Raw genomic sequence first — 13,799 nt, 5'->3', positions numbered from 1 at the left:
GCGCTCTACGGCGCCCCCCTCTGTCCTGCCGGACATCTCCCCCACTTTGGGGGGAGATTGGCAGCTTTGGCTTCGGCGCCCCTTTTCCTGCGTTGAAAATTGGCGAAGGCCGCCGTGACCTCCAATCTCCCCCCTCGTGGGGGAGATGTCCGGCAGGACAGAGGGGGGCGCGAAGGAATGCGGCTTAGACTAGGGCCTAGACGACCAGTGCCAGCCTTGCCACAGCCGGCACGAACGGCCGAATGCTCATCCCATCGCCAGTGATCGTGACAAAACTCGCCGGCGGGATCGCCTGCCAGTCGCCGCCTTCGCGGTCGAAGGGTTCGGACACGATGCAACGACCGCCGTTGCGGAGCGACGTGTACAGCGTCGGTGCGTGGGCATCGCTTGCGTAGCGCACGGCATAGAGCGCGCGCCCATCCGAAAAGGCCGCAGTCAGTTTCAAGGCTGGCTCCAGACCGGCGCGGCGCGATGCCTCGATGACGCGGGCGGTGGCGCGCGATACTGCCCCTTGCGGGTCGCCAGCAAGACCCTCGTCGATCATCAGCAGGAAAAGCAGCTCGGAATCGGTGGTGCCTTCACGCTGGTCGAAGACGGCGTCGCAGAGCGAGTTCTCCAGCGCGCGGCGGATCTTTTCGAAGCCGCCGATCTGGCCATTGTGCATGAACGACCAGCTGCCGGAGATGAAGGGATGGCAGTTAATGCGGCTGGTGGCGCCGCCGGTCGACGCCCTGACATGGGCGAGGAACAGGCCGGATTTGATCTGCCGGCACAGGCTTTTCAGATTGGGATCCGACCAGGCCGGCAGGATGTCGCGGTAGAGGCCGGGCTCGGGCCGGTCGCCATACCAGGCAAGGCCGAAACCGTCTCCATTGGTCGGCGACTTGGCTTCCTGGGCGCAATGGCTCTGGGCAATCAGCGAGTGGCAAGGCGCTGTGACGACGTCTTCGAGGAAGACCGCTTCACCCAGATAGGCCGCCCATCGGCACATCGCTTCTAACCAATCCTAGGCGCGATCCAAGAGAGCCTGGGGCTCCTTGACCGCGTGCGAGCCTCTGTTGTGCGTCCGTTCATAAAGTTCGCGAACGATTCGGCTTGCCGTAGTTTCGAAGAGAAACGGCAAGAAAGCGTGAACGAGTGCCGCACCAGCGGCCATCAGGAGGCGCGAGCAGAACCAGGCGGCAAAGGCCATATGGCTGAAATAGGTCTCGCCCACCTTGGCCGGGTGAGAGGTGAACAGCTTCGAAAACAGCGTCGTCATGGTGATCCCTCCTGCCGGGATAAGCCCCGATGTGGGTATCCTGCCACGGGGTAAAGGTTCATCGGTCTCAATTTGTCCTTGTCTAACGCCGTGGTTCGGGACATTCATCCCAACATGGCGCTTGAATTTGATGAAATCGACCGAAGATTGCTGGCCGAGCTGCAACGCGACGGCACACTGTCGGTCGATCAGCTCTCCGAAAAAGTGTCGCTGTCGCGCAACGCCTGCTGGCGCCGGGTCAAGCGGCTGGAAGAGGACGGCGTCATCACCGGGCGGGTGGCGCTGGTCGATGCCGACAAGCTCGGGCTCGGGCTTTCGGTGTTCATCCTGATCCGCACGTCCAATCATGACCCGGACTGGCTGCAGAAGTTTCGGGCGGCGGTGACCGGTTTTCCCGAGATCACCGGAGTCTATCGCATGTCCGGCGATCTCGACTACGTGCTGCGCGCCCGCGTCGCTGACATGAAGGCCTATGACCGCCTCTATCAGCGGCTGATCGCCAAGGTGGCGCTGTCGGACGTTTCGGCCTCCTTCGTCATGGAGGAGATCAAGGAGACGACCGTCGTTCCGGTGGAATTGCGCTAGGTCACACTGACGCCTGAAAGAAAGCCGTTGATAGGCCTGCGGACGAGTTGACCGAATCGCCGTTCGCGCCGATAGGATCGATTTTATGCGCGCAGCCTTCCAAAATTCCTCCGTCATTGGTCCCACTGTCGGCTTCGTCAGGTTGCCGCATGGAGATGGACTTCCCCTTCCCGCCTATGAAAGCACCGGCGCCGCCGGCATGGATCTGCGCGCCGCGGTGCCGGAAGACCGGCCGCTGCTGATCCTGCCTGGCAAGCGCGCCTTGGTGCCGACCGGTCTGATCCTGGAAATTCCCGAAGGAATGGAAGGCCAGGTGCGGCCGCGCTCCGGCCTTGCCTTCAAGCATGGGCTGACCGTCCTCAATTCACCGGGCACGGTCGACAGCGACTACCGCGGCGAGGTCAAGGTGCTGCTGATCAACCTTGGCGACGAGGATTTCGCGGTGACGCGCGGCATGCGCATTGCCCAGATCGTCTTTGCCACGGTGACGCAGGTGACGGTTGAGGAGCGCTCGCTGGCCGGCGCCACGACGCGCGGCGCGGGCGGGTTCGGATCGACCGGCACCGCCTGAAATGAGCATACCGAAACTGGTCATCTTCGACTGCGACGGCATCCTGGTCGACACCGAGAACCTTGCCAACCGGCGGCTTGCCGAGTGGTTTTTTGCCGCCGGTTATCCCACCACATTCGAATATTGCCGCAAACATTTTTCCGGCCGCAGCATGGCTTCGGTGCAGAAGGAAATCGAAGAGACGACCACGGTGCGGCTCGGCGCCGATTTCGTCGATCGCTGGAATGCCGGCCTGCCCGATCTGTTTGCGCATGGCGTCGAGGCGATCCCCTATGTGCGCGACTTCATCGAGGCGGTTCGCGCGGCCGGCATTCCCTATTGCGTCGCCACTTCCGCGCGTATCTCGAAGATGCACATCACGCTCGGCCAGACCGGGCTGCTGCCTTTGTTCGAGCACGCCATGTTCTCTTCGACCATGGTCGGCCGCGGCAAGCCGTTCCCGGACCTGTTCCTGCATGCGGCAAAGACCATGGGTTTTGCGCCGGCCGACTGCATCGTCATCGAGGACAGCGTTGCCGGCACGCAGGCCGGCATTGCCGCGGGCATGCGTGTCTATTCCTATCATGGCGATCCCTATTCCGACCGCGATGGCCTGGCCGGCGCTGGCGGCGTCCTGTTCGACGACATGCGCGAACTTGCCGGGCTGGTGCCGATCCACTGAAGCTGTGTTAGGTTCCGCGCGGCCAGCTTGAGGCACCCATGCCAACGAACCTGCTTCGCTCGATCCTAGCGCTTGTGCTGCTGCCGTGGCTTTGGACCGCAGCCGGCGCGCAAGCCGTCAGCTTCCCGGAATTCGGCAGCGCCATCCCCGGCCACATGGATGTGACCTATCTGGACCTCGCAAGGATGGTCATTCCCGGCCTCGCAGGTGACAGCAACGGTTTCTACCGGGGTGGATTGCCGATCGAGATGCGCCACATCGAGGGACCGGATGACGGCGGTTCGCCGCCTGAGACATCGGGTCTCTCCAACGCCGGCGTGCTCGCCATCAAGGCCGGGGGTAAGGACCGGCTGGCGATGCTCTACGACCTCGGCGACTCTCCCGACAGCGCCGAAGGCTATGCCGTGCTGGCGCTCTACGACATCACAGACAAGCGGAAGCTGCTCGACGCCGTCAATGTCGCGCTCGACCGCGGCACCTATTTCCGTGAACCGGGCAAGCTTTCCGTTGGGCCGAACGACGACATCGTGATCACCATGAGCGCGCATTTCAATTCAAGCCAAAACTACGCGATCACGCCGCTGATCATGGTGCGCGACGACAAATTCCAACTGATCGACATGATCTTCACCTTCGATGAGAACCTGTGCGCCTACAGCCGCAAGCAGGACGTTGCTTTCCAGACGATCGCTGACGGGCAGCCTTATGCCGCGGTCAAAGTGATAGTGACCGACGCCACGGTGCTCAACGGCGAGAGCTGCGACGACCAGCCGCCCAAGCCTGAAGCCCATGCAATTTCCGTCACCTATCATTGGGACAAGAAGACGTTGCACTATGTCAAGGATTCCGATGCGCTGGACAAACTGGCAGGAGAGAACGCCAAACGCTTCTGAGCCAACCGCATTCGTTTGCCCGGTGCATTTCTGCACGATAGAATCCGCCGGCATTTCCGCATCTGAAGGGAGCACTCATGGACAAGGGCAAGATCTTTCGCGACCTGCACGCCTCGACCTTCGTCATGCCCAACCCCTGGGATGTCGGCACGACCAAGCTCCTGGCCTCCTTCGGCTTCAAGGCGCTGGCGACGACCAGCGCCGGTTTTGCCTTCTCGCGCGGCCTGCCCGATGGCGCAGTGACCTTCGAGGCGATGATCCACCATTGCCGCGAGCTGACGGCGGCAACCAGCCTGCCGGTGTCGGCCGATCTCGAGAAAGGCAAGGGCGACAGCGCGACGAGTGCCGCCGAGACGGTTTTTGCGGCCGAAGCGGCAGGTCTCGCCGGCTGCTCGATCGAGGACCATACCGGCGATCCCGACAAGCCCATCTATGAGTTTTCACACGCCGTCGAGCGCGTTGCAGCTGCTGCTGAAGCCGCACGGGCGCTCAAGCATGATTTCGTCTTCACCGCACGGGCCGAGAATTTCCTTTGGGGCAAACCGGATCTCGACGACACGATCAAGCGGCTGCAGGCCTTCGAAAAGGCCGGCGCCGATGTGCTCTATGCGCCCGGCCTCAAAGATGTCGAGACCAACCAGAAAGTCTGCTCGGCGGTGAGCAGGCCGGTCAACGTCATGGCACTGCCGGCCTTCACCATCGCCGACCTTGCCATGGCCGGGGTCAAGCGCATCTCGCTCGGTCCGTGGCTGACCAATTTCGCCTTCGGCATGCTGGAAACCGCAGCGCGCGAGATCCAGCAGGACGGCACGTTCGGCTTCACCCGGGCCGCCATGCCGTTCGGCAAATTGCAGGCGCTGTTTTCCAAATCCTCAGGGTAGGGGTCCCGGCGCATGACGCTCACCGTCGTCGACATGCACACCGGCGGTGAGCCGCTCAGGATCGTCACCGGCGGCTATCCAGACATTCCCAAAGGCACGATCCTGGAAAAGCGTGCCTATGTGCGCGACCACCTCGACCATTTGCGCAAGCTGCTGATCTTCGAGCCGCGCGGCCACTACGACATGTATGGCGCGCTGCTGGTGGAGCCCGACCTGCCCGGCGCCGAGCTGGCCGTGCTGTTCATGCACAACGAGGGCTATTCGACGATGTGCGGCCACGCCATCATTGCGCTTGGCCGCTACGCCGTCGACGAAGGCCTGGTGGCGAAACAGGAGCCAATCACCACCGTCAACATCGAGGCGCCGTGCGGCATGGTCGTCGCTTCGGTGGAGGTCAAGGACGGCAAAGCGGGATCGGTGTCGTTCGAAAGCGTGCCGGCCTTTCTGTTTGCCCATGACCAACAAATCGAATGGGGGGGATACGGCAAGATTGCGTTCGACATCGCCTATGGCGGCGCCTTCTACGCGCTGGCCGACTGCCATCAATTCGGCCTGGAGTTCGGCCGCAGCCGGGTGCGCGATTTCGTCGACGCGGCAACCGCCCTGACCGAGCGGCTGAAGGCGGCGTTCCCTCTATCGCATCCCGACCATGCCGATCTCGCTTTCCTCTACGGCACCATCCTCACCGATGGACACGATGCGTTCTCCGGCGAGGCAACAAAAAACATCTGCGTCTTTGCCGATGCCGAGGTCGACCGCTCGCCGACCGGCTCCGGCGTCACCGCGCGGCTGGCGGCAATGCATGCCAAGGGTGAGATCAACCCTGGTCAGGAGCGGTCCTTCGAAAGCATCGCCGGCTCGCGCTTTTCCGGAGCGGTGGCGCGCACGACCATGGCCGGCCCGCATGATGCGATCATCGCCCGCGTCGGCGGCCGCGCCTACTATTCGGGCCGGGCGGAATTCACCGTCGAGCCGGATGACGAATTGGGACGCGGTTTTCTTCTGCGTTGATAGGCCTATCGCCCGGCGCTCTCCCGCGCGCCGACCGCCTTGTGCAGATGCACCATCATGGCGGCGGCAAAGAGCGGCGTCAGCAGGTTGAGCAGGGGCACGGCGAGGAAGGCAGCGATGAGCAGCCCGGCCAGAAAGACGGTGCCGGCATGTTTCCGGCGCAACGCCCTCGCCTCATCTTCCGGGCGGAAGCGCATGGCGGCGAATTCGAAGAATTCACGTCCGAGCAGATAGCCGTTGACGATGAAGAAGGCGGCGATGTTGACGCCTGGAACCAACAGAAGGAGCAAGGCGACGATGTTGCCCAGGATGACGACGCCGAAGAATTTCACCGACAACACGAGCGAGCGCAGCGCCGGCATGGCGCGTCCGACGGGATCGGCCGGATAGTCGGTGCGCTCGACCACTTCGGCGATGTCGTCGAGAAACAGGCCCGCCACGATTGCCGTCACCGGCGCGATCAGCAGCGCCATCCCGAAGGCAAGCGCGATGGCAGCGATGATGCCGCCCAGCCATCCGGCCCAGGACGGCAGGCCGGGCAGCAAGGAGTGAACCCATGGCAGGGCCAGCCAATCGACAAGCCCGGTCAAGACGAACCACAAGGCGACCAGCGCCAGGACGGTCAAGCCCAGCGTCTTCAGGAAAACCGCGCGGAATTCGGGAGAAAACAGCCGGCTGAAGGCGGCGCGGGCAGCGTTGGAGATCACGGCGTTTCCACCCCCAGGAACAAACGGATATCTCCGACATAGGCGGAGACCCTGTCAGCCGCAAGCCTGCTGGAGCGGGCGCAATTCCGGACGGGAACTAGAGCATGATCCCAAAAAGTGGGTACCGGTTTTTGGAAAAGATCATGCTCCAACAAAGGGTTAGATCATGATGAGATTTCAACCAAATCTCATCATGATCTAGCGCGCCAGCGCCCGGGAGCGGGCGGGGATGGTCATTGCCGCAACGCCGGCGACGACGCAGCCCATGCCCCAGAAAGCTGTCGGCCCAAGGCTTTCACCGAGGAACAGGGCGCCGATGCCGACGCCGATCGGCACGCGCAGATAGGCCTGCGACGTCGTGCCGACCGAACCAAGCGTGTGGATGAGGCGGAAAAAGATGCAGAAGGCCAGCGCCGTGGAGAACACCGACAATGCCAACAAGGCCAGTATCGACGCCATTGAAGGCGACAGCGTCCACGGGCGGTCGAAGGCCAGGCTCAAGGGGACGAGGATGACCGCGCCGCACAGCATCGAGCCGGCGGCCGGCAGCATCGGGTCGAGTCCCCTAAAGCTGCGGCCGAAAATGGCGGCGCCGGCATAGCAGACCGTGGCGGCAATGACGGCAAGCTGCGCCCACAATTGATGGCCGAGCCCGCCAAGCGCCTGGGTGCCGACGATCAGGCAAATGCCGGCAATGCCGGCACCGACACCGAACAGCTTGCGTGCGGTCACGGATTCATGGCGGGTGATGAGCGCGGTCAGCAGGAAGGTGAAGATCGGCGAGGTCGCGTTGAGAATGGTGGCCAGACCGGCGTCGATGGAGCGCTCGGCGGCGGCGATCAGCGTGAACGGCACGACGCTGTTGAGGCAGGCCTGGACCATGAACCGCCACAAGGTCGCGCTGTCCTTGGGCATGGCGAGGCCGCGCCAGCGGATCAGCGCGAGCAGGATGGCGCCGGCGATCAGGGTGCGGGCAGCGATGAAGGATATCGGCGGGATCGTCTCGACACCGATCTTGATGAAGGTATAGGACGCGCCCCACAGGGCGGCCAGCACGCCAAGCAGCGCCAGTTCGGTGGTCATGTCGGTCTTTGCTTGCATGCGGGTGCTTCCAGCGCTTGATTTGAGGCCAAGCTTGTAGGCGACCCGGCGGTCAGATGCTTCGGCCACGGTCGAACTGTGATGGAGCCTCGTCCCAGGCGCGCGCGCCGGCTTGGGCCGGCAAAGGATGGAAATCGGTTGCCATTTTTCGGGGTGATGCTGTAGACCCGCCCGGGCGCGGCAGAAAGCCGGCAGGTTCCGAGGCGGAGACATTGATGCCGGATTTTGACGTGCTTTGCATCGGCAATGCCATTGTCGACATCATCGCCCAGTGCGACGACGCTTTTCTCGAGACCAACGGCATCATCAAGGGTGCGATGAACCTCATCGACACCAAGCGCGCCGAGCTGCTCTACAGCCGCATGGGGCCGGCGATCGAGGCCTCGGGCGGCAGCGCCGGCAACACGGCGGCGGGCGTCGCCAGCTTCGGCGGCCGCGCCGCATTCTTCGGCAAGGTATCGAATGACCCGCTCGGCGAGATCTACGCCCATGACATCCATGCCCAGGGCGTTGCCTTCGACACTAGGCCGCTTGAGGGACAGCCGCCGACGGCGCGCTCGATGATATTCGTCACCCCCGATGGCGAGCGTTCGATGAACACCTATCTCGGCGCCTGCGTCGAACTCGGCCCGGAAGACGTCGAGGCCGACAAGGCATCCGGCGCCAAGGTTACCTATTTCGAGGGCTATCTGTGGGATCCGCCGCGCGCCAAGGAGGCGATCCGGCAGACGGCGAAGCTCGCACACGAGGCCGGGCGCGAAGTGTCGATGACGTTGTCGGATTCGTTCTGCGTTGACCGCTACCGCGACGAATTCCTCGATCTGATGCGCTCCGGCACTGTCGACATCGTCTTTGCCAACAGCCACGAGATCAAGTCGCTCTACCAGACAAAATCCTTCGACGAGGCGCTGGCGGCGATCCGCAAGGACTGCAAGATTGCCGCCGTCACCCGCTCCGAAAAAGGCTCGGTGATCGTGCGTGGCGACGAGACCGTCACTATCCAGGCGACGACGATCCGCGAACTGGTCGACACCACCGGCGCCGGCGACCTCTATGCCGCCGGTTTCCTCTACGGCTACACCTCGGGGCGCAGCCTGAAGGATTGCGGCGATCTCGGCTCGCTGGCCGCCGGGCTGGTGATCCAGCAGCTCGGGCCACGGCCGCGGCAAAACCTGCGCAGCGCGGCCCAACTGGCGGGGTTGCTGTAGGGCCGTCTTTCGGCGCGCAGCGCCGAGCCAGATGAGGGGTGCCCGCCGGTTGAGGCTGTCCGGCGCTCCGCTCAGGCGGTGCGGCGAAGGTCGTCGGACGTAGGCCCGGGTTCCAAAGCCCCGGCGGTGACCAGCCGGTTGCGGCCGCTCTTTTTGCCGATGTACATCAGTCGGTCGGCGAGCGTTATCAGCGCCTCCGAATCGGACGCTTCCGCCGGGTAGATGGCGACGCCAACGGTGCAACCAACATGGATGGCACCATTCGGCGTCGGCACCTTGATCCGCAGCTTTTCCAGGATACGTTCGGCGACGCCCACGGCCTTCTGTCGGGCCCGGCTAGCCTCTCCTGAAAACAGGAATGCGAACTCGTCTCCACCGAGCCGCGCCACGAAATCAGCGCTGCGCAGGATGGTGCGAAGCTGACCCGCCACCTCCTGCAGCAGCGCGTCGCCGGCCTCGTGGCCGAGCGTGTCGTTGACCTTCTTGAACCTATCGAGGTCGATGAACAGCAGGCCGGCCGCCTGGCCGGTGCTGTCGCAGCGGTCGATCACCGACCTCAGCTCGTTGTGAAAGGCGCGCCGGTTGGGCAGGCCGGTCAATGCATCGTGGTTGGCCGAATGATCGCTCTGCTGCTTGGCCAGCTCGATCTCGCGCTTTTGTACGGAGAGTTCCTCATTGGCGGCCTTGAGTTCGAGCAGCAGTTCGGCATTGAGATCCTCGACTACCTTACGGTCGCTGATGTCGACGACGAAACCTTCCAGGAATTCCAGTTCGCCGGCCTCGTCCCAGACGCCGCCGCCGATCTCGCGGACCCAGAGCGGCTCGCCGACCTGCGGCACGATGCGGTAGTCGACGTTCCAGTTGCAGCGCGCCTCGAGCGCGGTATCGACGGCGGCATAGACGGCAGCGAGATCATCCGGGTGGATGGCCGAGACATAGTCGCGCACGGCATTTTGAATGAAGTCGCTCGGCCGATAACCGCTGACGGTGAAAATGCCGTCGCTGATGTAGAGCATGGTGTAGGACGCATCGTTGCGGCAACGGTAGAGATAACCGTCCATGCGGCCGGTGATGCTCAGCAGCGCATCCAGGCGCTCGTCGTGATAGACCCCCTGGCCGACCACAGATGCCGTGTCATGCTTCATGGCCGCACCCCCGTTTTGGCGGTCTGAGCGCGCCGCCAATGCCATAAGGCCATAGGGGGCGAGAACGTTCCCTATAGCAGCCGAATATTATCAATCTCTTATGCGTTGGCGATTTTGCCGCCAATCAGGCTCCCGCGCTATAGGCCGCGATCGCAGCCATGTTGACGATGTCCGAATCCTTGGCGTTGAGCGAGACGATCTGGACCGGTTTGTTCAAGCCGACCAGCAGCGGGCCGATGACGGTGGAGCCGCCGAGTTCCTGCAGCATCTTGGTCGAGATCGAGGCCGAGTGGAACGCCGGCATGATCAGCACGTTGGCCGGGCCGGTCAGCCGGATGAACGGATATTGCGCCATGGCGCGGGCATTGAGCGCGACGTCGGCGGCCATTTCGCCGTCATATTCGAAATCGACCCGGCGTTTGTCCAGGATACGCACCGCTTCCTGGACCCGCTCGGAACGTTCGCCCTGCGGGTGGCCGAAGGTCGAATAGGCAAGCATGGCGAGCCGCGGCTCGTAGCCCATGCGGCGGGCAAAGCCCGCCGCCTCTTCGGCGATGTCGGCGATCTGTTCGGCATTGGGCATGTCGTGCACGGCGGTATCGGCGACGAGGACTGTTTTGCCCCGCGCGAGCACGATGGAGACGCCGATGACGCGGTGTCCGGGCTTGGCGTCGATGACGCGGCGGATATCGTCAAGCGCCGTGGAATAGTTGCGGGTGACGCCGGTGACGATGCCGTCGGCATCGCCCAGCGCCACCATGCAGGCAGCGAAATGGTTGCGGTCGTTGTTGATCAGCCGCTGGCAGTCGCGGAACAGGAAGCCTTTGCGCTGCATGCGCTCGTAGAGATAATCGGTGTAGATGCCGTTGCGGCGCGAAAGCCTGGCATTGATGATCTCGATGCCTTGCTTGTTCAGGTCGATGCCGGCGTGCCTGGCGTTTTCCTTGATGACGTCGTCGCGGCCAAGCAGGATCGCGGTGCCGAGCTTCTGGTTCACATAGGATACGGCGGCGCGCATCACCTGTTCTTCCTCGCCCTCGGCAAAGACGATGCGCTTGGGCTGGCGGCGGACGCGATCGTAGATGCGCTGCAAGGTCGAGGCGATCGGGTCGCGGCGGGCCGACAGCTCCTGCGCGTAGCGGTCGAGGTCGAGGATAGGCTTGCGGGCGACGCCTGACTCCATCGCCGCCTTGGCCACAGCGAGCGGGATGGCCGAGATCAGGCGCGGATCGAACGGCACCGGGATGATGTAGTTCGGGCCGAATTTCGGCCGGTTGCCCTGATAGGCGGCGGCGACATCGTCGGGCACGTCCTTGCGCGCCAGGTCGGCCAGCGCTCTCGCTGCGGCGATCTTCATGTCGTCATTGATGGTGGTGGCCCTGACATCCAGCGCACCGCGGAAGATGTAGGGGAAGCCCAGCACATTATTGACCTGGTTGGGGTAGTCGGAACGCCCGGTGGCCATGATGGCGTCGGTGCGGATTTCGGCCACTTCCTCCGGCGTGATCTCCGGGTCGGGATTGGCCATGGCGAAGATGATCGGGTTCTTGGCCATCGACTGCACCATCCTGGTGGTCAATGCGCCCTTGGCCGACAGGCCGAGGAAGACGTCGGCGCCGTCCAGCGCCTCGGCCAGGCTGCGCGTGTCGGTCTTGACCGCATGCGCCGACTTCCACTGGTTCATGCCTTCGGTGCGGCCCTGGTAGACGACACCCTTGGTGTCGCACAAGATGATGTTTTCCGGGGCGAAACCCATCGCCTTCATCAGTTCGATGCAGGCAATGCCGGCGGCGCCGGCGCCGTTGCAGACCATTTTCGTGGTCTTCATGTCGCGGCCGGTGATCTCCAGCGCGTTGATCAGCCCGGCGGCCGAGATGATGGCGGTGCCGTGCTGGTCGTCATGGAAGACCGGGATGTCCATCAGTTCGCGCAGCCGCTGCTCGATGATGAAGCATTCCGGCGCCTTGATGTCTTCCAGGTTGATGCCGCCGAAGGACGGGCCGAGAAAGCGCACGCAATTGATGAACTCGTCGGCATCCTCGGTGTCGACCTCGAGGTCGATGGAATCGACATCGGCGAAGCGCTTGAACAGCACCGCCTTGCCTTCCATCACCGGCTTGGAGGCCAGCGCGCCGAGATTGCCGAGGCCGAGAATGGCGGTGCCGTTGGAGATGACGGCGACCATGTTGCCGCGCGTCGTGTAGTCGAAGGCGCGGCTGGGGTCTTCGGCGATGGCCAGCACAGGAACCGCGACACCCGGCGAATAGGCGAGGCTCAGATCGCGCTGCGTCGCCATCGGCTTGGTGGCGACGATCTCCAGCTTGCCGGGGCGGCCCATGGCGTGGAATTCCAGCGCCTCCTCGGCGCTGACGGAGGGGCCGCTATTTTCGGTTTTCTTGGCCATGATGCTTTTGATTTCCTCGCCGGTGTCGCCCCCTTGAGACGGGTGCGTGTTTTTGAAACTTCTGGATCAAGGCTACACGCCACCGCTGTAAATCGCCAAGCGATCTTCACGCCCGCAGCGAAATCTCCCGAGGGTCGGATGGCGTCACGTCGGCTCTGGCTCGCTGACGAAGGCAGCGATTTCGCGCACCGTTCCCCGTCGCATCATGCCGTCTGTGCCGGGGAAAGGCCACGTCTCGATGGGTGGCGCACGGCTTCCCTTGCGCCGCAGCAATGCAGTCAGGAACGCCATGAGTTCGATGCGCTGGGCGTGAACCTTCTCCAGCGTGCGGCGGCGGATGTGCTGACGCGGTATGGCACGATCTCGCAGCGTCTCGACGGCGCGGCGAATGGCAGCCGGTTCCGGATCGGCGACGATGCAATAATCCGGATCGAAATAGACGTCGCGACCGCCAAGGCTCGGCGTACTGACGATCGGCAGGCCGGCCATCAGATATTCCATCGAGGAGTACATCGCTCCTTCCACGGCCGACAGGCACAGCCCGACGGCGGCCTGGTTGTAGACGTGGTTGACCTGTTGCGCCGTCAGCTTGCCCGGCCAGCCGTCGACGAGCGGATTGGCGATCTGGTGGAGCGGCGAACGCGCCTGCAGTCGCCGAACAAAGGCGCGGGCGGCAACCGGCGGCAATTCGCCGATCGAATAGGTGATGTGGGCCAGCCGCTCTATGTCGAAGGCCAGGTGATGGCGTTTGATCGGCGAGATGCGGCCATTGTAGACCGCGTCGAATTCGACCGGCACGTCCGGCAGCGGCCGGAATATATCCTCCGACACCATCAGATTGTGGTTGGAGAAGATGGCATTGCCGCCCGCAGCCGCGACGAGACGGCGCTCTTCCTCGGTGTTGCACAGGAAGATGATTTCGTGCAGCGGAAACCGGCCGGCATACCAGGCGAGATCGCGGCCCATCCGGGCGATGACAGCCGGCCGCTCCATGGTCCAGGTCTGCATCGTCAGGAAGGTGACGCGCCGTCCCGCCAGGCGCCGGCCAAGGGCCGCCAGCGGATAGAGCGGACGGGCTCCGCCAATCGGGACATAGAGCACCAGCGGGTCGCGGCTGAGCACATGCAGCGACATCTCGATGCCGCTATCGAGATCGGACAGCGGTCCCCGTGTCGGCAGGAGGAAGGGGACGCGCTTGCGCACTGTCCCCCTAAGCTTGCTTTTGGTGCGGTGGACGCGCCGCGCCGCCAACAGCAGCAGGCGCTCAAGCGCCGATCCAGCCGGACCGATCAGCTCTTCGAACGCCTCCTGTTTGTCCTGATCCATGCCGCTTATTCCCGCCATGGCGATCATAGGGTCTGGTTGGCGCCC

At 63.7% G+C, this 13,799-nt stretch carries 14 protein-coding genes; 7 read left to right on the top strand and 7 right to left on the bottom strand.

What is annotated here, in order from left to right:
• Window positions 1–196 precede the first annotated feature (196 nt).
• Window positions 197–991, bottom strand: a complete 795-nt coding sequence (locus tag NKJ76_RS09060; protein WP_352537259.1) for a class II glutamine amidotransferase — start codon at window positions 989–991, stop codon at window positions 197–199.
• Between the two features lie 15 nt (window positions 992–1,006).
• Window positions 1,007–1,261 carry a DUF6356 family protein gene (locus NKJ76_RS09055; RefSeq protein ID WP_023685117.1) on the bottom strand — a complete coding sequence of 85 codons (255 nt, stop codon included), beginning with the start codon at window positions 1,259–1,261 and terminating at the stop codon, window positions 1,007–1,009.
• Window positions 1,262–1,375: 114 nt separating this feature from the next.
• Here NKJ76_RS09055 and NKJ76_RS09050 point away from each other — a divergent pair, with 114 nt between their 5' ends.
• The 6 genes from NKJ76_RS09050 (at window position 1,376) to NKJ76_RS09025 (ending at window position 5,863) form a co-directional block, all read left to right on the top strand.
• Window positions 1,376–1,846 (top strand): Lrp/AsnC family transcriptional regulator, encoded by a 471-nt coding sequence (locus tag NKJ76_RS09050; protein WP_023690042.1) that lies wholly within the window; start codon window positions 1,376–1,378, stop codon window positions 1,844–1,846.
• A gap of 85 nt (window positions 1,847–1,931) precedes the next feature.
• A complete protein-coding gene (dut, locus tag NKJ76_RS09045; protein ID WP_352537258.1) occupies window positions 1,932–2,417 on the top strand; it encodes a dUTP diphosphatase in 486 nt (161 codons plus the stop codon).
• A 1-nt stretch (window position 2,418) separates the two neighbouring features.
• On the top strand, window positions 2,419–3,078 hold the full coding sequence (locus NKJ76_RS09040; protein ID WP_352537257.1) for an HAD family hydrolase: 660 nt from the start codon (window positions 2,419–2,421) through the stop codon (window positions 3,076–3,078).
• 38 nt (window positions 3,079–3,116) lie between these two features.
• Window positions 3,117–3,971, top strand: coding sequence for a hypothetical protein (locus tag NKJ76_RS09035; RefSeq protein WP_352537256.1), 855 nt, complete (start codon window positions 3,117–3,119; stop codon window positions 3,969–3,971).
• 77 nt (window positions 3,972–4,048) lie between these two features.
• A complete protein-coding gene (locus NKJ76_RS09030) occupies window positions 4,049–4,852 on the top strand; it encodes an isocitrate lyase/PEP mutase family protein (protein ID WP_352537255.1) in 804 nt (267 codons plus the stop codon).
• Between the two features lie 12 nt (window positions 4,853–4,864).
• Window positions 4,865–5,863: a proline racemase family protein gene (locus NKJ76_RS09025; RefSeq protein WP_352537254.1), complete on the top strand. Its 999-nt coding sequence runs from the start codon at window positions 4,865–4,867 to the stop codon at window positions 5,861–5,863.
• 5 nt (window positions 5,864–5,868) lie between these two features.
• On the opposite strand, the gene NKJ76_RS09020 is transcribed toward NKJ76_RS09025, so the two are convergent.
• Window positions 5,869–6,570, bottom strand: coding sequence for a sulfate transporter family protein (locus NKJ76_RS09020; RefSeq protein WP_352537253.1), 702 nt, complete (start codon window positions 6,568–6,570; stop codon window positions 5,869–5,871).
• 198 nt (window positions 6,571–6,768) lie between these two features.
• Window positions 6,769–7,671, bottom strand: a complete 903-nt coding sequence (locus NKJ76_RS09015) for a DMT family transporter (RefSeq protein WP_352537252.1) — start codon at window positions 7,669–7,671, stop codon at window positions 6,769–6,771.
• Window positions 7,672–7,886: 215 nt separating this feature from the next.
• Between NKJ76_RS09015 and NKJ76_RS09010 the strand changes: the two genes are divergently transcribed.
• The gene (locus tag NKJ76_RS09010) at window positions 7,887–8,879 is read left to right on the top strand and encodes an adenosine kinase (RefSeq protein WP_352537251.1); all 993 of its coding nucleotides are present in this window, start codon (window positions 7,887–7,889) and stop codon (window positions 8,877–8,879) included.
• A gap of 71 nt (window positions 8,880–8,950) precedes the next feature.
• Here NKJ76_RS09010 and NKJ76_RS09005 read toward each other — a convergent pair whose 3' ends face one another.
• The 3 genes from NKJ76_RS09005 to NKJ76_RS08995 form a co-directional block, all read right to left on the bottom strand.
• Window positions 8,951–10,024 carry a GGDEF domain-containing protein gene (locus NKJ76_RS09005; protein ID WP_352537250.1) on the bottom strand — a complete coding sequence of 358 codons (1,074 nt, stop codon included), beginning with the start codon at window positions 10,022–10,024 and terminating at the stop codon, window positions 8,951–8,953.
• A gap of 124 nt (window positions 10,025–10,148) precedes the next feature.
• The gene (locus NKJ76_RS09000; RefSeq protein WP_352537249.1) at window positions 10,149–12,428 is read right to left on the bottom strand and encodes an NADP-dependent malic enzyme; all 2,280 of its coding nucleotides are present in this window, start codon (window positions 12,426–12,428) and stop codon (window positions 10,149–10,151) included.
• Window positions 12,429–12,572: 144 nt separating this feature from the next.
• On the bottom strand, window positions 12,573–13,754 hold the full coding sequence (locus NKJ76_RS08995) for a glycosyltransferase family protein (RefSeq protein ID WP_352537248.1): 1,182 nt from the start codon (window positions 13,752–13,754) through the stop codon (window positions 12,573–12,575).
• Window positions 13,755–13,799: the final 45 nt, after the last annotated feature.

The sequence above is a fragment of the Mesorhizobium sp. M0029 genome, assembly GCF_040323735.1.
Taxonomy (GTDB): domain Bacteria; phylum Pseudomonadota; class Alphaproteobacteria; order Rhizobiales; family Rhizobiaceae; genus Mesorhizobium.
Note: the sequence above shows the minus strand (reverse complement) of the source record. Positions and strands in the feature narration are given on the sequence as shown.

Excerpts from the sequence above, each read along its gene's own strand:
- NKJ76_RS09005 (WP_352537250.1), bottom strand. The coding sequence starts at position 10,024 with ATGAAGCATGACACGGCATCTGTGGTCGGCCAGGGGGTCTATCACGAC.
- NKJ76_RS09055 (WP_023685117.1), bottom strand. The coding sequence starts at position 1,261 with ATGACGACGCTGTTTTCGAAGCTGTTCACCTCTCACCCGGCCAAGGTG.
- NKJ76_RS09060 (WP_352537259.1), bottom strand. The coding sequence starts at position 991 with ATGTGCCGATGGGCGGCCTATCTGGGTGAAGCGGTCTTCCTCGAAGAC.
- NKJ76_RS09030 (WP_352537255.1), top strand. The coding sequence starts at position 4,049 with ATGGACAAGGGCAAGATCTTTCGCGACCTGCACGCCTCGACCTTCGTC.
- NKJ76_RS09010 (WP_352537251.1), top strand. The coding sequence starts at position 7,887 with ATGCCGGATTTTGACGTGCTTTGCATCGGCAATGCCATTGTCGACATC.
- NKJ76_RS09050 (WP_023690042.1), top strand. The coding sequence starts at position 1,376 with ATGGCGCTTGAATTTGATGAAATCGACCGAAGATTGCTGGCCGAGCTG.
- NKJ76_RS09040 (WP_352537257.1), top strand. The coding sequence starts at position 2,419 with ATGAGCATACCGAAACTGGTCATCTTCGACTGCGACGGCATCCTGGTC.
- NKJ76_RS08995 (WP_352537248.1), bottom strand. The coding sequence starts at position 13,754 with ATGGATCAGGACAAACAGGAGGCGTTCGAAGAGCTGATCGGTCCGGCT.
- NKJ76_RS09035 (WP_352537256.1), top strand. The coding sequence starts at position 3,117 with ATGCCAACGAACCTGCTTCGCTCGATCCTAGCGCTTGTGCTGCTGCCG.
- NKJ76_RS09015 (WP_352537252.1), bottom strand. The coding sequence starts at position 7,671 with ATGCAAGCAAAGACCGACATGACCACCGAACTGGCGCTGCTTGGCGTG.
- NKJ76_RS09000 (WP_352537249.1), bottom strand. The coding sequence starts at position 12,428 with ATGGCCAAGAAAACCGAAAATAGCGGCCCCTCCGTCAGCGCCGAGGAG.
- NKJ76_RS09025 (WP_352537254.1), top strand. The coding sequence starts at position 4,865 with ATGACGCTCACCGTCGTCGACATGCACACCGGCGGTGAGCCGCTCAGG.
- dut (WP_352537258.1), top strand. The coding sequence starts at position 1,932 with ATGCGCGCAGCCTTCCAAAATTCCTCCGTCATTGGTCCCACTGTCGGC.